Source organism: Rubripirellula tenax, from assembly GCF_007860125.1.
Lineage (GTDB): Bacteria > Planctomycetota > Planctomycetia > Pirellulales > Pirellulaceae > Rubripirellula > Rubripirellula tenax.
This window is the reverse complement of the sequence record NZ_SJPW01000004.1, coordinates 107,517-125,500: the sequence shown is the minus strand read 5'-3', so window position 1 is coordinate 125,500 and position 17,984 is coordinate 107,517. Positions and strand designations below refer to the sequence as shown.

20 protein-coding genes, 1 tRNA gene and 1 pseudogene are annotated in these 17,984 nt (G+C 56.3%); 7 read left to right on the top strand and 15 right to left on the bottom strand.

Translation table 11 applies throughout. The features are described from left to right. Positions 1-14 precede the first annotated feature (14 nt). Positions 15-815, top strand: coding sequence for a copper homeostasis protein CutC (locus Poly51_RS15010; protein WP_146458630.1), 801 nt, complete (start codon positions 15-17; stop codon positions 813-815). 47 nt (positions 816-862) lie between these two features. On the opposite strand, the gene Poly51_RS15005 is transcribed toward Poly51_RS15010, so the two are convergent. Then, complete coding sequence (locus Poly51_RS15005) at positions 863-1,459, bottom strand: peroxiredoxin family protein (RefSeq protein ID WP_146458629.1); 597 nt, start codon at positions 1,457-1,459, stop codon at positions 863-865. 162 nt (positions 1,460-1,621) lie between these two features. Next, positions 1,622-2,509 (bottom strand): alpha/beta hydrolase, encoded by an 888-nt coding sequence (locus tag Poly51_RS15000; protein ID WP_246114521.1) that lies wholly within the window; start codon positions 2,507-2,509, stop codon positions 1,622-1,624. Between the two features lie 330 nt (positions 2,510-2,839). On the opposite strand from Poly51_RS15000, the gene Poly51_RS14995 reads away from it, so the two are divergent. Further along, a complete protein-coding gene (locus tag Poly51_RS14995; RefSeq protein WP_146458627.1) occupies positions 2,840-3,769 on the top strand; it encodes an alpha/beta hydrolase in 930 nt (309 codons plus the stop codon). Between the two features lie 139 nt (positions 3,770-3,908). Next, positions 3,909-4,796: a carbohydrate kinase family protein gene (locus tag Poly51_RS14990; RefSeq protein WP_146458626.1), complete on the top strand. Its 888-nt coding sequence runs from the start codon at positions 3,909-3,911 to the stop codon at positions 4,794-4,796. Between the two features lie 10 nt (positions 4,797-4,806). Here Poly51_RS14990 and Poly51_RS14985 read toward each other — a convergent pair whose 3' ends face one another. From Poly51_RS14985 to Poly51_RS14975, 3 genes are all read right to left on the bottom strand, one after another. Beyond that, complete coding sequence (locus tag Poly51_RS14985; protein WP_146458625.1) at positions 4,807-6,231, bottom strand: pectate lyase; 1,425 nt, start codon at positions 6,229-6,231, stop codon at positions 4,807-4,809. A 9-nt stretch (positions 6,232-6,240) separates the two neighbouring features. Then, the gene (locus Poly51_RS14980; RefSeq protein WP_146458624.1) at positions 6,241-7,905 is read right to left on the bottom strand and encodes a sulfatase family protein; all 1,665 of its coding nucleotides are present in this window, start codon (positions 7,903-7,905) and stop codon (positions 6,241-6,243) included. A 148-nt stretch (positions 7,906-8,053) separates the two neighbouring features. Further along, a complete protein-coding gene (locus tag Poly51_RS14975) occupies positions 8,054-8,557 on the bottom strand; it encodes a DinB family protein (protein ID WP_146458623.1) in 504 nt (167 codons plus the stop codon). Positions 8,558-8,822: 265 nt separating this feature from the next. Here Poly51_RS14975 and Poly51_RS14970 point away from each other — a divergent pair. After that, positions 8,823-8,896: transfer RNA gene (locus Poly51_RS14970), tRNA-Arg, on the top strand. A 210-nt stretch (positions 8,897-9,106) separates the two neighbouring features. Here Poly51_RS14970 and Poly51_RS31805 read toward each other — a convergent pair. Then, positions 9,107-9,943: pseudogene (locus tag Poly51_RS31805) on the bottom strand (tyrosine-type recombinase/integrase); the annotation flags it as partial. 15 nt (positions 9,944-9,958) lie between these two features. Here Poly51_RS31805 and Poly51_RS31605 point away from each other — a divergent pair. Beyond that, positions 9,959-10,093: a hypothetical protein gene (locus Poly51_RS31605; protein WP_261344120.1), complete on the top strand. Its 135-nt coding sequence runs from the start codon at positions 9,959-9,961 to the stop codon at positions 10,091-10,093. A 244-nt stretch (positions 10,094-10,337) separates the two neighbouring features. On the opposite strand, the gene Poly51_RS31315 is transcribed toward Poly51_RS31605, so the two are convergent. Continuing rightward, positions 10,338-10,610 carry an excisionase family DNA-binding protein gene (locus Poly51_RS31315; protein WP_246114520.1) on the bottom strand — a complete coding sequence of 91 codons (273 nt, stop codon included), beginning with the start codon at positions 10,608-10,610 and terminating at the stop codon, positions 10,338-10,340. A gap of 640 nt (positions 10,611-11,250) precedes the next feature. Between Poly51_RS31315 and Poly51_RS14955 the strand changes: the two genes are divergently transcribed. Both Poly51_RS14955 and Poly51_RS14950 read left to right on the top strand, forming a co-directional pair. Beyond that, a complete protein-coding gene (locus Poly51_RS14955; protein ID WP_146458622.1) occupies positions 11,251-12,363 on the top strand; it encodes a hypothetical protein in 1,113 nt (370 codons plus the stop codon). Positions 12,364-12,391: 28 nt separating this feature from the next. Then, positions 12,392-13,069 carry a hypothetical protein gene (locus Poly51_RS14950; protein ID WP_146458621.1) on the top strand — a complete coding sequence of 226 codons (678 nt, stop codon included), beginning with the start codon at positions 12,392-12,394 and terminating at the stop codon, positions 13,067-13,069. Positions 13,070-13,348: 279 nt separating this feature from the next. On the opposite strand, the gene Poly51_RS14945 is transcribed toward Poly51_RS14950, so the two are convergent. The 8 genes from Poly51_RS14945 to Poly51_RS14910 all read right to left on the bottom strand — a co-directional run bounded on the left by Poly51_RS14945 (position 13,349) and on the right by Poly51_RS14910 (position 17,952). Beyond that, positions 13,349-13,795, bottom strand: a complete 447-nt coding sequence (locus tag Poly51_RS14945) for a hypothetical protein (protein ID WP_146458620.1) — start codon at positions 13,793-13,795, stop codon at positions 13,349-13,351. Positions 13,796-13,868: 73 nt separating this feature from the next. Beyond that, the gene (locus tag Poly51_RS14940) at positions 13,869-14,111 is read right to left on the bottom strand and encodes a hypothetical protein (RefSeq protein ID WP_146458619.1); all 243 of its coding nucleotides are present in this window, start codon (positions 14,109-14,111) and stop codon (positions 13,869-13,871) included. Between the two features lie 5 nt (positions 14,112-14,116). Continuing rightward, positions 14,117-15,106, bottom strand: coding sequence for a hypothetical protein (locus tag Poly51_RS14935; protein ID WP_146458618.1), 990 nt, complete (start codon positions 15,104-15,106; stop codon positions 14,117-14,119). A 115-nt stretch (positions 15,107-15,221) separates the two neighbouring features. Next, entirely contained in the window at positions 15,222-15,641 is a 420-nt protein-coding gene (locus Poly51_RS14930; RefSeq protein ID WP_246114519.1) for a membrane or secreted protein, read from the bottom strand. Beyond that, positions 15,595-15,777, bottom strand: a complete 183-nt coding sequence (locus Poly51_RS14925) for a hypothetical protein (protein WP_146458617.1) — start codon at positions 15,775-15,777, stop codon at positions 15,595-15,597. Before Poly51_RS14925 ends, Poly51_RS14930 begins: the two co-directional genes overlap by 47 nt. 71 nt (positions 15,778-15,848) lie before the next feature. Then, entirely contained in the window at positions 15,849-17,333 is a 1,485-nt protein-coding gene (locus Poly51_RS14920) for an AAA family ATPase (protein WP_146458616.1), read from the bottom strand. 59 nt (positions 17,334-17,392) lie between these two features. Further along, positions 17,393-17,587, bottom strand: a complete 195-nt coding sequence (locus tag Poly51_RS14915; protein WP_146458615.1) for a DUF2997 domain-containing protein — start codon at positions 17,585-17,587, stop codon at positions 17,393-17,395. After that, positions 17,584-17,952: a hypothetical protein gene (locus Poly51_RS14910; RefSeq protein WP_146458614.1), complete on the bottom strand. Its 369-nt coding sequence runs from the start codon at positions 17,950-17,952 to the stop codon at positions 17,584-17,586. The genes Poly51_RS14915 and Poly51_RS14910 overlap by 4 nt, the downstream gene beginning before the upstream one ends. Between the last annotated feature and the right edge of the window lie 32 nt (positions 17,953-17,984).

The following is a 17,984-nucleotide window of genomic DNA, read 5'->3' as shown; positions in this document are numbered from 1 at the left end:
CCTGTCCCGTTTCCATGAAAAACTCGCCGACGCATCCCAGGCTGTTGATCGAGTTGTGTGCAGGTGGCATCGACGATGTTCTGCTGGCGGCGGAACTGCAAATCGATCGGATTGAACTCAATAGTGGCATGGCTCTCGGGGGCCTCACACCATCGCCAGGCTTAGTGGGTGCCGCTCGGCAAGTGTTCAGCGGGCCGATCGTGGCCATGGTTCGCCCGCGGGAAGCTGGTTTCACTTACTCAGATGCTGAATTCGATCTGATGCTGGCGGACTGCGAAGTTCTGCTGGCTGCGGGTATCAATGGCATCGCGATCGGCTGTCTCACCTCGGTCGGGTCGATTGATGTTCAGCGATGTGCAGCCATCCGACGCCGATGCTCTTCGGCAACGCTTGTGTTTCACAAGGCGTTCGATGGAACGTCCGACTTGCATCTCGCGGCTCGCCAACTGATTGATGTCGGATTCGACCGAATTTTGACAAGTGGCGGGTCTACGACCGCCGTCGCGGGCATCCGGACGACTCAACAACTGATTCGTGATTTCGGCTCCCAGATCCAGTTCGTCGTGGGTGGAGGCGTGCGAGCTGAAAACTTGGAAACCATCGTCCGCGAAACCGGCTGTGACCAGATTCATTCCTCGGTTCGCGGCGTTGTTGAGTGTCCTTTATCCGCAGGCGATTGCGAATGCGACTTTGGCGCCATATCCAGCGAAGGTGTCACTGGATTCGGCATAGCCGACAGAACGCAATTGGAACGTCTGATGCAGGCTGCGCTCGATCAGAACGAGCGACGCCAAAAGTCGAAGAGTCGGCAGTGAACGTCACAACAGAAGCCTCGAAGAGTTCGGCACGAGCCCTTCTTCAACTATAGATTCGCCAAAATATCCTTCGCGGACGTTCGGCCGCCGTGTCCCTTGCTGATGTTGGCGTACTTGATCACGCCGTCCGTGCCGATGACGAACGTGGATGGGTAAGCTGTCTCGCGTGGGGCATTCCATCGCAAGCCGTAGGCATTGGTAAACTCGTAGCCCGGATCGATCAACAGGCTGAAAGGCTCCGGCAAATTGCTGCCTTTGAGGAACTCGCGGGCGCGAGCCTCCAAGCCATCGTCAGCGCCAGGATAGACCATGACGACCTTGGCATTCTTCCCAGCGAATGCTTTTGCGCTGCTCATCAGTTCACCGACCTGTCGGGAACAAATACCGCACTGATATCCGGGAAAACCTCGCAGTACAACCAACACGACAGGTCCATCTTCCAGCAGTTCGCTCAACCGAACGTCGCCTTCCATTGAGCCGGCAACGGCTGTGAGCTTAAAGTCTTGCGCCTTCGAACCCGTGGCGGGCTGCGTGGTCGTGTTCGACTGAGCCGGCGAGCCATCCTGGGCGGGGGCATCGGTTTGAAAAGCCAGCGAGATGGCGACGGTCGCGAGGACGGCGAAGGAAGACAGACTCGATTTCATAATATTTTGATCCGTTTGAGTGACGACAGTGAGGCCGCAATTTTCAGCTAGCCGCGCCTGCGGCGTTGATGTCGATTCAGCCTATCGATCCGCCAACCTGGATTAGAAAAAACCGATGGTGCGGCCGGAAACTTGACCGATCCTCGAGCGTTCATTGTAGGCTCACTCTGCCACGTCCGTGTCCAGGCCGAATGATTTGGCGTGAAAGTTCATGATCTGATTGCCACGGGTTTCGTAGATCTGCATTGCACTGTGGCCGGCATCCGGAACGATGACCTTCTCAAAGGGAATCCCCTTCTCGGCCAGGAAGCTCATGAACGCGAGATTGTTTTCGTAATTGAATCCCTTGGTGCCGACGTGGAACTGAATACGCAGCGGGAACCTTGCCTGCAGATTCTTAGCGTAGGCGCGTGCGAGATCCCAAGTGTTGTCGCCCGGTGCAAAGATCAGCTTTGGGTTCTCTTCGCCATTGTTTTCCGAGATATTTTTCTCGGTCGAGTAACCGCCGCCACCGGGCGCCGCGCTGCAGAAGAGTTCCGGATGTTTGAACATTATCCGACTCGTGCCGCGTCCTCCTTGCGAGAACCCTTCCAAGCCACGACCTGAACGGTTTGCAATCACGCGATAGGTTTGCTCGATGTGCGGGATCAACTCGTTCAGGAAAACGCCTTGCCCCTGGGCTGTCGGATCGTCGGGCATGTTGTAGTGGCTGACCGGCCCGCCGTTGACGAATACGTACACCATTTCGGGAACTTCTCCCGCACGCATCGCTGCATCGATATAGGTTGCCAGACGAATCGACTTGGTTTCCGATCCAGGGCGTCCACCGTGAAGGTAATAGACGACGGGATACTTCTGCTCGACGGCATCACCGGTCTCTCGGTAGCTCGGCGGAAGGTACAGGCAGTAGCCCACAGGCTGCTTCAGTGACGTGCTTTTAAACGAGTGATGCGTCACGCCCGCGATTTTTCCAGCCGGTGGATTCACCCATTGAAACGGTGGGGAGGGCTTCTTGGTCTGCTTCGCAACGGGCTGTGCTTGAACGGACACGGCGCCCAGAATTGCAACGAGAAGTGAACAGATAACACGCAAACGAATCATTTTTTAACGCCGAAATTCAGTGAAGTGGAATTACCGACACTATTCTAAGCCATAGCCAGTCGTAAGGTCTTTTGACAACGGAACTCGAACCTCGCAAGCTCGTCATTTATAGAATTGGAAAATGCGAACACTTGCTTGAAGGCACGCCCACATTTCGGATGGGACAGTCTTTCGCCGCTTGAAAATGAGAGGCAAAATGACTGGCGACACTGCTTGCAAACGCGTTCGCTATCTCCATCTCTCGCCTACTCAATCACCTCAGCTCAACCAATCCAATCCATGTCGCTCCATCCCCAAGCTCAAGCATTCGTCGATTCCATTGCCGAAAGAAATCCGCCCGCATGGCAGGAGCTGACGCCAGACGAGGCGCGAGCTGCGTTCGCCGGGTTGACCGAGTTGTTCGGAACCGGTCCAGACATCAAACGCGTCGAAGACATCACGTTGGCGGGCGACATCAGGGCGAGGTTGTACAGTGACGTTGTCGGTCAAGCCTCGCCGCTTGTCATGTTTTTCCATGGCGGCGGTTGGGTCCTCGGTAGCCTTGACACGCATGATGCAGTTTGCCGGCGATTAGCGGCAATGTCGCAATGCACCGTCATTTCGGTCGATTACCAACGGTCGCCCGAAAGTCCGTTTCCGGGCCCGGTGGACGAGTGCTTTCGAGCCACGGCGGCCGTCGTCGATGCTGCAGCCGATTTCGCGATCGATGCTGGCAAGATCGCAGTTGCCGGTGACAGCGCTGGTGGCACGCTCGCCGCTGCCGTTGCGATCAAGGCGCGAGACCAAGGCGGGCCAGCGATCCGACTTCAAGTGCTGATCTATCCCGTCATCGCGCCCGACTTCGAAACGAAATCCTATCGAGACTATGCCACCGGACACGGGCTGACGCGAGCGACGATGGAGTATTTTTGGCGTCAGTATCTGGGGGAACAGGATCCGAGGGATCCGAATTTATCATCTTTGGCCGTACCGTCGCGTGCCGCCTCGCATGCCGGTCTTCCCGAAGCTCACGTGATCACGGCCGGATACGATGTGCTTTCCAATGAAGGCGAAGCCTATGCCAAAATGCTAACCGCCGCAGGCGTCACCACCACGACCAAACGCTACGACTCGATGCTCCACGGCTTTGTTCACTTCGCCGGTTTTTTTGACACGGGGATCGAAGCGACCACCGAAATCGCTCAGCGAATTCGAGCCAAATTGACATGATCCCTTCGTGCCATTTGCTTTCCAATCGGAATGCATCCTGCGCACGGATCGAAACTCCTTCTCCTCGAACGCTTGACTGCGAACGCATATCAGTGGACGCTGATTGCTGATCCGATTCTCTCTTGTGAAGCAGGCCATCATGACTGAAATCCAACAAACGCTGCCTCCTCTGATCGCCGGCGAAGTTCTGTTTGACCATTTTCCCGATGGCCAACGCATCCTTGGCGGAGCGCCAATGAACGTCGCTTGGAATCTGCAGGGGCTGGGCCTTCCACCGGTGTTCTTGTCGGCAATCGGCAATGACGATGACGGCAAGCAGATTCGCGATTCAATGTTCAGTTGGGGAATGGACACCCGAGGTTTGCAACAGAATGACCGCCCAACCGGTCGCGTCGCGGTCACCATTGTCGACGGCCAGCCGCAGTACGAAATCGTCGAAAACGTTGCTTTCGATTTTATTTCCCGACCTGACTTTCAAGTCAACCCAAGTGAGTTCTCGATCCTCGCCTACGGCAGCCTTGCGTGCCGGTCTCATCAGTCGCGAGAGACAATTACAGATTTGATCCGTCAAAGCAGTCTACGCCGTTTCGTCGACATCAACATCCGTGACCCGTTCTTCGATGCGAAGTGGTTAAGCACGTTGATCGGTGACGCGACGTGGGTGAAGCTGAGTGAGGATGAGCTGAGTCGATTGGTGGACGAGCCATGCCAGCACGAATCGCAAATCTACGAAGCATCAAACACGCTGCGCAAGCGGTTCGGGATCAATACAGTTCTGGTGACATGCGGATCCAAAGGCGCATACGGGATTGGCCCCGACGGTCAGACCCACGCGCCGGTTCAACCGCTCGAAAAGATCGCCGACACCGTTGGCGCGGGTGATGCCTTCGCATCGGCAACCATCGCGGGATTGGTCCATTCCCGTCCGCTGGCCGAGATCTTGCCCAATGCCGTGAAATTCGCCTCACGTGTTTGCGGATTGACCGGGGCAACCACCAGCGACATCCGGTTCTACCAAAACGAGTGAATCGCGGACGCTATTCCTTCGACGCCCCGACGAACTGGCTTAGGGTTGTCAGATTCTTGCTGAACGTCTCGCTAGACAGAAAACGTTGGCCGCTAGCCATTGTGAACTGACCGACCATTCGCGAACCATCCGAAACATCAACCCACCGCTTCGATTCGTCCAATGAGTCAACAATGGTGACCGCTTTCTTTGTCAGCGTTGAAAGGGAATCGAAGCTCTCAAGCGACTGGCCAGCCCGCAATCGGTCCAGCGACTTTCGCAGTTGAGGCAGCTTTGATTTGATCTTCCAACTGTAGTGACCTGGCAGGTCAGAATCGTCGTGAGTCAGTGAGTACGTGTCGCCGGAACGGTTCATATAGAGTGGACGATTGGTTTGCAATTCGTAAAATCTTGCGAATGATCCGTCGTCCAATTGCGAACGTTCCAGCCATTTCATCGCTGGCTCGATCGGCTTCCAGTATTTTCTTTCGTTCGTCTGTTGGGCGATCAACATCAATGTGAACAACACCTCCTGGGTCTCGTCGCTCGCGACTGCAGGCGGTTCGAATTTACGAGCCCACGCCGGCTTCATTTCCGATGTGTACTGCTGGGCGTAGCCTGGCTGGGGTTCCGGCAATTGAGCCAACAGCAAGAAATCACCGAGACGACGAAGCGATTCCATGAATCGTTCGTCTTTGTAGACGCGATATGCTTCCACTAAGGTTCGGGCAACCTCACCCGGAACGTCGTCGTTGAGCGTCGGAAGGAACCAATACTCTTTAATTCGGTGTTCGATCCGCCAGTCGTAGTCGGGGAAGTCCGCATGCAGTCCCGGACGCGGGCCATTGGCACCCGGCCATGCTTGAGGGAATCCACCGTTTGAAAATTGAGCGCCGATCATCGCGTTCAATCCGAACGAGACGGCATCGTGAATTTCTTCGTTCTTGAATTCCGTTGCTTCGTCTAATCGAACCAAAAACTGAATCGCTGACTGGCTCTTTCCGTCGTCAAGCGTCGAATAGTTCTTGCCTCGCCCCCGTCCGTTTCGGTAGTCCGCTGATTGCGTGCCTTTGGGATCAAAGTCGATCGAACTGGTCCAACCGCCCGATTTCAGTTGTCCATACCGCAGTGCATTGCCTGCGTCGATCGCGGCGTCCAAAGAGAAGCGATCGCCCGTCGCAGCGTATGCACTTAGAAACGCCAATCCCACCGTGGGTGTGCCCGGCGGTTGAACCCAAATTTGATCCTTTGTGGTCACGCCCTCGCCCGAGCGGTCGGCCAGATCTAGCGAATAGTGATAGACATAGCCGCCGTGCGAAGCGACGTTCCCATGAAAGTAACTCGATGCCGCCCGCATCGTATCGATCGCACGTTGGCGTAGCCCCTCGTCGGCTCGCGCCGCAGAGTAGGCGAGGCATGCAACTATCAAGCACAGCCACCGAAAAGAAGAACGCATGCCCCTTACCTATTTCTTCGGTTTCAAGCTGGCTTCCCGCCGCTGGAGAAAGGCACTGGAAATTTCTATCGCTTTCTTGCGATCGTCTTGATCGTAGTCCCAGAACTCTTGGACGACCGCTTCGGCTTTGGGAAAGTGCGACCCGTCGTCGCCAACTTTTTTGCGAAGCAAAGCAAATTGCGACTTCAGCTCGTCGCGCGCTTCGGCATAGTTTGCGTCGTCGTAGACATTGTTCAATTCATCAGGGTCGCGAACAAGATCGTACAATTCCCACGCCGGTGGCGTTTGATCGCCGCCCTGGTAGTCGCATCCGTAGAAGTAGATCAGCTTGTGTGTCTTCGTACGAATCGCCATCTCGCCGGGATTGTCGTGGTGGGCCATGTGCATCCAATAGCGATAGTACGTCGCCTTCTTCCAGTCGTCGGGTTCGCCGTGGCCTTCGCAAATGGACCGGAAAGATTTTCCTTGCATCGTCGCCGGAATCTCAGCATCTGCGAAGTCGAGCAATAACGCAGGGTAGTCAACGTTTTCAACAATCGCGTCGCTACGCGTTCCCGCTTTTACGGACTTGGGATAGCGGACAATGAACGGCATTCGCTCGGAAGGATCGTAGGCCCAACGCTTGTCTTGATAGTCTTTTTCGCCCAACCAGAATCCCTGGTCGCCGGTGTAGACGATCACCGTGTTATCGAACAGATTTTCCGACTTCAAATAGTCGAACAGACGCTTCAAGTTGTCGTCGACGCCTTTGACGCAGCGTAGGTACTTCTTCAGATACGCCTGATACGCCAATCGCTTGACGTCCGCATCGGACAGCGTCGGATCTTTATAGTCCCACTTAAACTCGTTCGGAAATTCCTTCGGCAAATCGGCAGCGTACGAACGCCTTGGGTTTCGCCGGCCGATCGAAGTTCCAATGTGCGGAACCAGTTCATCGTTGTGTCCGCGAGTAGCGATGGAGCCCCAAGTGTCGGGCTTTTTCCAAAACGATTTCGGTTCGGGAATCATCACGTCGGCAAGGTAGCTGTCGTACCGCGGATGACTCTCAAAGTAATCGTGCGGCGCCTTGTAGTGATGGCAAACGAAGAACGGCTTCGACGGATCTCGCTCGTTCTTGAACCAATCAAGGGTCGAATCGGTGATGACGTCGGTCGAGTGCGAACCTTTGTATGCGACCGTGTTTTTCGGCCATGGCTTTTGACCCTGCGTGATGAACTCGGTATCGAAGTACTTTCCCTGTCCGGGTAGCACCTTGTAATAGTCGTAGTTCGGTTCCTCGCCGAGATGCCACTTACCGATCATTGCGGTTTGGTACCCGGCCTTCTTCATTGCAATCGGCAATGCCTGGTCGGCTGGTTTGATTTTGCCGCCGAGATCAAAAACGCCGTTCACATGGTCGTACTGTCCCGTGATGATGCAAGCACGCGACGGAGTGCAAATCGAGTTGGTGCAAAAGGCGTTGTCGAAGCAGATGCCTTCGGCGGCAAGGGAATCGATCGTGGGTGTCGGATTTAAGTCCTTCAACAGAGTCGCATACGCGCCAATCGCTTGGGCGGTATGGTCGTCCGACATAATGAACAGAATGTTCGGACGTTCCTGGGCGTTGGCGGTCCCAAGGAGGCCAGTCAGGACCAAAACGGCAATCGAGAGATGATGACGCGTGAGTGTATGCATGAATTCGATGAAGGGGCGATAGGAAGCGGTGGGAAGCAGTAGGGCATTGCCGATCAGAATTCTACACCGTCGCCGAATCCATTTCCGCAAGCATGCGTTTGGCCGCGAAATTGCTTGGGGTCAACCGGGCGACTGCAGTGAACGGCGTTTAGGCCGCGGGCATCCCCATCACGCGGCGCCAAGCACTCCATTGCCCCATGTGCATCATGAAGTGGCCGCCGACGTAGAACGCGTGCATCGCCCCGATGGTGGGAAACATAGTTCGCATCCGTTCATTCGGATTTTCACGCAAAAAGACCTCGTCATCCGTCGATTCAATGGCCGCAGTCGCAACCTTGTAAGCGGCGAAAAACGCATCAGTGATTTTGTCCATCGCCGGATAGACATCCCCATTTCGGCCGTCGACGCATTTGGCCTCGTGAGAAAACAAACGCGAGAACTCGTCCGTGGGAGCGATCTGGCCAGCGTCCACGTCCAGATTTTGCAAGATGTTTGCAGGATAGATGCTGAGGTGGCCACAGATGAACGCGGGATGATTCGACTCGATGACGCGGTCACCGACGCGAGCGAAACTCGCAAAATCGTTGGACTCGATACCGACGATCAAACGTTCGGCATAGGCAATTCCGCGGTGAGCAGAAGCGGCAATCATGCGACCAATATTCGGCATCGGATAAATCTCTGGTTCGAGTCTGGATCATGGGCGAAGCAGCGAAGTGTAGCAATTCTCGCTTCCATTCGGGATGACGCGATCGCTGTAGGACTGATCGGCATTGAGGGCAACGAGACATTGGTCAAGAAGTTCGTCCAAAGCACGGCGACGATCGCGCCAGCAAGACCGACAGTGAAATTAAAGTAACGGCACGTCACAGGGCCTCTAGAAGCGCACTCCAAGAAACGCTAAACTCTGGGAAGACGCACCCGTGGCACAATTGGATAGCGCATCGGTCTTCGGAACCGAGGGTTGCAGGTTCGAATCCTGCCGGGTGTATTTTTCGGCCGACCCTGGCCCTTCTGAAGAGCCTTTAAGCCCGGTTTTACCGGGCTTTTTTTGTGGGTTGATCTCTGCAGATGCTTCCTGCGTGCCGCCAGATTGCCCTACGAGTTGCCCTACGACGGAAGGTGGTAGGGCAATCGTCGCTTCGGTGAAGTCGGCTTCGGTCGTTTGCAGGTAGTGCGTTTCTGCGATCGCCCCAGAGTGCCCAAACCAATCATTCAGCACGTGGTTCGCAAACCGACCGGTACGTTCTAATTCGGTGCGGCGACTCGCTCGGAGTGCCATGAACGGCTTGGGGAACACGGCGATGCCGGCATTGGCAACTATCTTATTGAACGACGTTCGCAGGTTGGTTTCCGAACTGCGGTACCGAGTGATCACGAAACTGTCGGCTGAACAGCCGACACCGGGTTGGACGATACCAAATAGATCGTTCAATTCAGCCACGAGCTCGGGCCACAATGGGATGATCCGCTCGCCCTTCCCATACCGTTCGGTCTTCGGTGCCGTCACCTTGAACCTCCCACGGTCCCAATGGATATCGGACCAGCGAAGCCGCAACACTTCGGACGGACAACGCAAGCCGCCGTAACGACCAAGTGCAAATAGTGTTCGCCATTCTTGGTCAGGGCATGCGTTGGCAATAGCGATTGCACTGTTGGCGTCAATGAACCGATTCTTGGAGACGTCCGATCGCAAGTCGACCTTAATGCCAGTAAACGGATTGGCCTCGATCAGCCGTTCGTCTACGGCCTGACGCATCATCTGGCGACACCGCTTGATGTGTTGGCCTGCCGTGTTCGCGGAAAGGCCTGGGCCCAGTTTCGGGTCCATCATCCATCGGTGCCATCGCTCGGCCTCTCCTCGGGTGAGCGACGACAAAGGTACGTCTCGCTTCTTGAGAAACCCCTCAAGGTGATCCACTGACTGACGATGGTTCGCGGGCTTCTTCCAGTCGGTTCGGCCCCGGATATACGAGCGCATGAACGCCAGGACGGTACGAGGCAATTCGCATCGCTCACGCGCCTCGACCAGCCCCATCGCGGCAAGTCGCCCATGAACATCATCGTCGAGCGACTCTGTCCATTGAATCGTTCGCTCGTGCGGCGGTCGGGCCCGTTTCCCCTGGGACAGCAGGTGCTCGACATGCTCTTTGGCGATCACGGCCGCAGCTTCATCCACCGGCCCTAGTCCAAGGCTCTTGCGTTTCTTGCCCATCAGGAACCGAAGGCGATAGCAATTCCGACCCTCGAATGAAAAATACTCTAACGATGCCATCCAACGAACCCTTTTCAAATCACTCGTGGACAAACCACGCAGGGCTGCCCACCCATCGAACTCCAGCGGACCATTTCCAAGATCCATGTACTATTTGTTCGCATTATGTTGCCCCAGGGCAACATGACCCGAGTCGCCGCTGATCACTGCGGGTCATTCACTCACTGCCCGCTGACTCCAACGCGGCGATCACCGCATCCGGCCGAAACCGGCGGGCTCGACCGATCATGACGCTGGGAATCAATCCAGACCGAACCCCGCGATCTACTGTTGGACGCGAGATGCTCGCCAGCCGCGCCATTTCATCGCCATCGACCAGCATCGGCTTAGTTTCCGACGCGCTCTCCGACCGGAGCAACTGGGCGACCGCTTCGGCTGTGTCCCGTATCAATTCGTCGCGATCTGTGTCGCGAATTAACAAGTCAGCCACGAGACATCTCCTTGGCAAGGTTGGTCGTGGGAATCAGAAGTTGCAGGGAACGCGGCCTCTGCTAGCGGCGAACAAGACTGCACACCGCCATCCGCAGTTGTGAACCAGGCTAGCCGCTCGCCAGGCATGAGTATTGGGTTCCGCAAATGGCTTCTCATGAGTACTGCCTACCTCTGAATGAGCCGGTGTGTGATCTTTGCCTTCCCGTCAGCGTCCGGCGTCCGACTGGGGTCACTTGGTTATTGCATAGATTTTGAAATCACCAAGTTGTGTTCTTCGCTGCCAACAGGACCAAGAAAGCCAACCACCAATCTCAACGAGTTGGTGGTGACAACAGACCTTGCGATCGAGGCGTTCTGACGTTCGCACAACTGTAAAAAACTCCCCTTGAGTGCTTGGGAACTTCTGCTAACAGCAGTTTGCCATAGCGCCGGTCGGTCGGGCTGCTACCCCAAATCGCCCGCAAAAACTGACATTGCTTGGTAACAGATGTGTGGTAGGAACGCCAAGAAGTCGATGCCTTGGTCCATATCGCGACTGTTGAAAAACTCGCCTTGGTTCCTGGCAACTCTGTGCGAGAACCATGTCTATCTGCGGCACGGGCCGCTAGTACATATCCGCCACTAGATACAGGTATCAAATGTCCTCTAAGGAAACCCATCTTTTATCAACAACCCACCCAGGTCAGATTGCTAATCCGACTATAGAAATAGGCCAACACCACCACACCGCAGCCCAGTACATAAAACAACTAGAAGCCAACCTGCAATACATTCAACTCAGAGCTGAGTCGCGGGCTTTCAGCCTGACCGCTCTTGCCGAAGCACTGATTTGCGGTCGGTTCGTAGGAAACAATCCAAAAAGCCGGGATCAGACCATCTTCAAACGCAGGAACTACTGCCGCCGCACTGGTTACTGCCTAATGTGCAAATCCATTCAGCAAGCGAAACGTTCCGAAATAGTCGTTGGTCGGGTCCCACGGCGTGGACTTCGAGTTCATAGCTACGTCTTCACGACGCCGAAACCGAATAACAAAAGCGACGAGCTACGGTCGGCCAACTTCGCCAACGAGGGCCGTGGCAGGATTGCCGTAGCGATAGGAGCCTACAATAAGCTCAATACCACCCTGAACCAACGTATCCATGAGTATGCCATTGGTCTGCATCTAGAACCGGTTAAAACCAATCCGGATTTACTTTGGAGCCACCTCCACCTTTTCTTGGTCACCGGCCGACATGCAAACATCGGGAATTTAAAGCAGGGAGGTCTTACAGACCGACTGGCCGCCCTCTTCAGGAAACCATTTAGCGACTCGCCCCAAGTCTGCTACCGTCACGAGGGCAGGCTGGGGCGTAAAAAACTGTCTGATCAAAAGATGAAAGCTGGAAAAACTGGCCAGATAGTTACCTATGACCACCTCGAGAATCAATTCGCGTACGCACTGCGAACCAATCGCATCACAGACCCATCGGAATTGATTCGGATGCGTGCAAACCTTATCCAACAACTTGACACTGGTGCTCTCTCGACCATCAGTCGGCGTAGTCCTGATGATTCGACAGATCCGCCAAAGTTGCAGCTACCGAATAGCTTTCCCCCTACCGCAGACAATGATCGGTCACTTTGTTTTCCACTTGACCGGGAGGGCTACCTGCCCGTCGCGACGGATGACTATCCAAGAGTTTTTACCAATCAACTGATCGCTGCAGAAACACTTGTGTCTAGTTTCAAAGGAGTGTCGGACTATGCCTAGAGCAACAAATCATCCGAGAAATCGAGAGGTGATCTTTCTGCCTGATAATGTTTGGATTGGTGAAGACTTCTTTCTGAAAGCTTGCCGTCCTTTCGCAAAGACCATTGCAACCTCCTTAAGTGACAACACCGCCGCGAATAGTAAATTGGCATTTTTGGCGTCCGTTAGGTTCGCGAAATTCTCGTCGAATGAAACTATGTATCCCTTCGTGACCGAACCGAATCAGGAAGTTGCCGTTCTGCGGCATCTACACGCCATGGAAGCACTGCGCCGCGGACTCAGAGCCCAGGGGGTAGCGAGAGCAAACGTCGTTGCCGAATCAACCATCATGATCGGATACTTCCTTGGGTTGCTGACTATTAAGGCGCCGATTTGGCAAATCAACGGTGAACCGGCCATATCTTACCCATTACGTCCGTTCAAAGAGTTGTCTTGGAATCACTGGATTTCGATCGCTCGAAAACTTGACGATGGTTCGCTTCCGTCGCCAACGCCGGTGCTCAAGTATGGTCGCTTCTTCAAGAGTCGCCCCGTCATTCCAGCTTATGTCTCGGAAAGCAATGAATTTGAAAATGACTTGCCTTATTGGGTCGAACATGTATTTGCGATTCGTCAATTGCAGCGAGACAATTGCGAGCTTTGGAACCAACAAGTTGAAAATGCGATTGCAGGACAACTTACTCCGAGTCAAATAGATCGGCAGTAGTACTCGATTTCAAACTTCTGGCCGACTGCTTGCCCAGGCACGTGCCTGGGCAAGCAGTCGCAGATCGGATTCTGGCTTCAGCCTTAACTGCAGTGAATTCGAGATCGTCGTCGGCTAGTCTTTCCGGCTTTGCGAGTGAATCCCATTCCAGGGATTCACTTTTTGGCCTTTGAATCATGTCGGGTACGTGATTAGGTGCCTCATAGCCTTGAAGAGCTGGGGGCTAAAGAAGATCGCGGTGCCGGTGAGGGCACTGCGATCGGTTGAGTGGCGGCTCGGTTAGACGGCCGCTCCGGTTTCTTTCAGCGCGTCGATCAGGGCACTGGCCTGGCTGATCGACAGTTGGTCTGGCGACGTGACGTGGAAGCGGGCCTGCAGTTCACTGGCCAACATGATGCCCTGTTTGCCAGCGATCTTCTGTATCGCTCGGATCTGCTTGTCGGTTGCCGGACGGTGGCCTCGAGGGCGGCTGACTGGCGACGGTGGCGTTTCTCCATTGTCACAGCCGGGACCTTTGGCCGTCGCCGGCGATAGCGTTCGGAGCTCGTCGTCGATGCTGCGGCGGCAGCGGGCGAATGCTTGACGCACCCGCTGCTCGATGGCTTCGCCGTCTTCGGATTCGAATTGGTCGAGCTGGACCTCGACGACGCAGCTCGCTCCTAGACTGCCGAAGTTGGGTTGTCCGATCTTCTGTTGCAGGCCGACCGTGATTTTGGGGACGTTCATGGAATTTTCTTTTGGGATTCAGGCGTAAGGGCGTGCCGGTGAACGTCACCGGCACATTGGTATGGGAAGCTCATCAGTTGGGCAAGAGCCAGTGTTGATGGAGCCAGTCGATCTCGGCATCGAGTGCCAACGATCGAATCGGGAATGGTCCGAGTACCGGACCGCCGACGGGAGACAGATCTGCCGTCCAGCAGCCGCCCGCCGTTGGTTCGACGTGCGAACCACGACGGATCGATGGCAACCCGATCGCGTGCAGATCGATCGACTCGGCGTAGATCATCCGCACGTCGCCGTCGGTGGTGATGACGAGTTCCATCGCTGTCACCTTGACCGACGCAGGATGCTTCGTCGCGGACGATCGGTCATCCAATCGTCCAGCGACGACTCGACGGCCGCCAACTGATTGGCCACCCGAAGTCGCATCGGAACGCGGTCACGCAGGTCTTGCGGCGAGACATTCGTCACGATGCCGCGGGCCCGCTCGACCAGCCGATCAAGATCCTCGTCCGAACGAATGTTCAAACGCTGGAACCGATCAAAGAAGTCCAGCAGGTTCGTTACCGCCGAATCACGGAAGACTTTCGGCGAACCGTCCGCCTCGCCGCTCAGTCGCTCCGCCAAGTGACTGACCAACTGGCCAAGCTCATCGGCAAACGCTTGCTCGGCCAATCGCACCGCTTCGTCGAAACGCTGCTGCACCCGTTCGCATTCGCTGTAGTACAACTGCGGACTGACCCGCAGCAGGTACTCCGGCGGTGCGACGCTGGGATAGTCCCATTCGATGCCGAATTGATCCCGCAAGTTGGTCGCGTAATCGCCGGCATCGAACAGGTCACCAAGTCGCTCGCGTGCCTGATCGATCATCTCGTCGTAGTGACGTTCGAGTTGTTCGACGGCGCTTGCCAGTTCATCCCGGACGGTCGACATGCGATCGTCGAACGCTGTAATGTCGCGGCGACGGATCAATCGCATTCCGGGCTCGACGTAGGGCAGCGTCAACTGTTTCCAGTGGTCGGCCGCTTGGGTGCGAACGGCCGATGCGGCGCGGAACGCCGGGTGACCGGTGTCGAGCAGTTTCTTCGACGCCGACACCGACTTGATGTCGGCGTCAAACGTTCCGGCGGCTTGACGGGTTTGGTCTTGGCTGAGCGTCTTGCGAACGCCCGGCCAGTGGATCTTCAACCGAACCGCGGTCGTTTCGTTTTGCAACCGCTCGCCGACCGTGGCATCGCTGTTGGTCAGTGTCGGTGCATCCATCGAAGTTGGCGATACCGACAACGCGGTCTCGCGGGAGAGTGTGTCTGTGGACATGGTCATTGCCTTTGTTGGTAGTGGAAAACAAAAACGCCCCGCCGGTCAGACGACTGGCGGGGCGCGGATGAAAGTTTGGAAGACTTGAAAGACTCACGGCGTAAGGCCGGAGTCGCTACTTGCCGCTGGCAAGCTTTGGCGGATCGCTTGAGGGCACGATCCGTTTTGGTTCGCTGACGTGCAGGACGACTTCATCGATCAGCACCTCGCACATCGCGTCGCTGGCCGGTGGTTCCTTGCGTGGCCAAAACAGAATGCCGACCACGATCAGCGGCAGGCCGCACGCGATCAACATCGCGGCGGATACCACTGCGGCGGCCAGGATGGGTTCCGTGCGTTCCCGCTGGTCCCACTGGCGACGATCGGCTTCGAGTTGGTCTCGTTGCCGACCGACTTCCGCTCGCTCTTGCTGCATGTCGGTTTGCAGGTCGAGCCACTGAGCGTCACTCAGTTCGCGGGGGCTTGGTCCGCAACCGGTACCAAGCAAACTAACGATCGCGATCAGCGCCCACGTCGACGTCGTCTTGGTCGGCATGATGAAACTCCTTGCGAACGAGTCGTTCGAGGATCGATTGCAGGCCGCGTCGTTGTCGTCGCAGTTGCCACACCATCGCGGAGGCGACCGCAAGCGAGAACGAAAGCGTCAAGCAAACGAACAGTAAGGGGGTCAAAGGTCGGTCTCCTTAAACGAGAAAAGCCCGGTCACCAACGTGGCGACCGGGCTTGGAATAGCATCTGACAATCAATTGACTGACGGCTTAGTCGAAACGCTACGCCTGCGAGATGTCTTCGTCGCCATCCGGTAAACGCCCGCGTGATCGGCCGACAAACATCGACCGTCCGCCCATTGGCGAAGCCGACTGACGGACTCGCTGGACGTGACCGCGATCGGCACGACGTTCTCCGCCGCTTGAATCAGCGACACGTCCAGCAGTGCCGCCAACCGGCAACAAGACTTGATCTCCGCGCCGGTCCACTGGTCGTCATCCGGTTTTGCTGTGTCCACATCGAGCCCGTATCGATCGAGATACAAACGCCAGATCTGATCCTTCTGCTCTCGATCGGGCAGATCGACAAAGAACACGCCGTCGAATCGTTCGGCACGACTGAACTCCGGCGGCAATCGCTGAACATCATTCGCCGTGCAGACGACAAACACGTCGGACGTGTGATCGTTCAGCCACGACAAAAATGTTCCGAACATTCGCGACGACACACCGCTGTCGTTGCCGCCCGCGCCGACACCGGCGAAGGCCTTTTCGACTTCGTCGATCATCAGCACGCACGGTGCCATTGCATCGACGATCGCCAGCGCCTGACGCGTCCGCTCCTCGGATTGACCGACCAGCGATCCCATCAAGCTGCCCACGTCCAGCGTCAGCACCGGACGACCGACCTCGTTGCCGACGCACTTGCAGAACTCGCTCTTGCCGCATCCTGGCGGTGAAAGCAGCATCACGCCGCGAGCTCTCGGTTGGCCAGCGTCGCGATGACGTTGCAGCAGTGATCGCCGCGTGAACGCTTTGAGCGACTCCAGGCCTCCGAGACTATCGAAGGTCTGGCCGCCACGGTGCAGCGTTAGCAATCCAGAGGCCTTCACGGCTTGCGTCTTCAGCTCCCAAATCGCATCAGGCGTCAGTCGGCCGCTGCGAACGAGCGACAAACTGAATGCGTTCTCGGCTTCGTACCGAGACAAGCCCGCCGCGGCGTCCAAGACCGCATCCAGTTCGCGACCATCGGGCATCTCACCCGGTTCGGTCGCGATGCCGGCCGCCATCTCGCACAGTTGTTGTCGATCGGGCAACGGGTGCTCGACCACGACGAACAGCTTTTCGAGCTCCACTGGTAACTGAACCACGGGGCTCAGCACGACAATGAAGGCACGTTGCTGTTTGCCATCACCGACCGCCCGGCTGATCGCTTGCACGATCTCGGCCGAACCGATGAACCGGTGAAAGTTCTGCAGCACCAGCAGCACCGGGGCATCCCCCGCCGCAAGCGATCCGATCGCCCGAACCGCCGCCAACGGATCGGCGACCTCGACGTCGATCGCCGACCCGTTGGGATGCCGTAGGCCTTGGTCGATGTCCCAAACGGCCAACCGCCAATCTTCGTCACGGCACATCGCCGACAGTTCGGCGATGGCATCGAGGTGTTCGTGTGACTCGATCCAGATGCCTGCAAAGCAGGCTCGGATCAGTTCATTCATTCGTTGTGTAAGTTTCATTGTGTGTGTCCTCCTGGGACAAGTTGGTGTTCGTTGAAAAGAAAAGCCCGGTCAGCGTGCTAAGACGACTGCCGGGCTTGTTGGTGATCGCGGACTTCGGTTTTGTAGAACTCCGCTTTGAGGCGTTCATTCTCGGCCAGCCCGAGGGCCTGCTCCAAGAACGCACTCGCTTGCCGGCATTGATCGCCGGTGAATCCATTCGTCTCGATGCGAGAAGCACCCACGGGCGAGACGATCACGTCAATGGTTTTCAAGAGGCACCCCCGACCAGAAGCGACACTTTGATGGAACCATCGGCCAAGCGTTGTTCGGCGACCGAATAGCCTTTGCGGCCGGCTTCGATCTTGGTCTTCTCAACCGCGTAGGCCTGCAGGAACTCGTCCAAACGATCCTGCCGCCCCCATCGGCCCTGGTAGTTGTCGAATTTGGATTCGCCGGTCGTGGTGTCGAACACAACCGGGTACCGCCAGTCTTTCAATCGAACAGCGAGCCCGGTCACGGTCTCGCTGAACAACTTCACTTCGCCCTCAACCGGCGCATCGAGCCCCAGTCGAGAGCACCCCGCCCGAACCGCCGCAGCGTCCCGAACCTGAGTCTTAATTTGCACCACATGCGACATAAACGTCTCCAAAGAGTTGGAAGAAAGGTAAC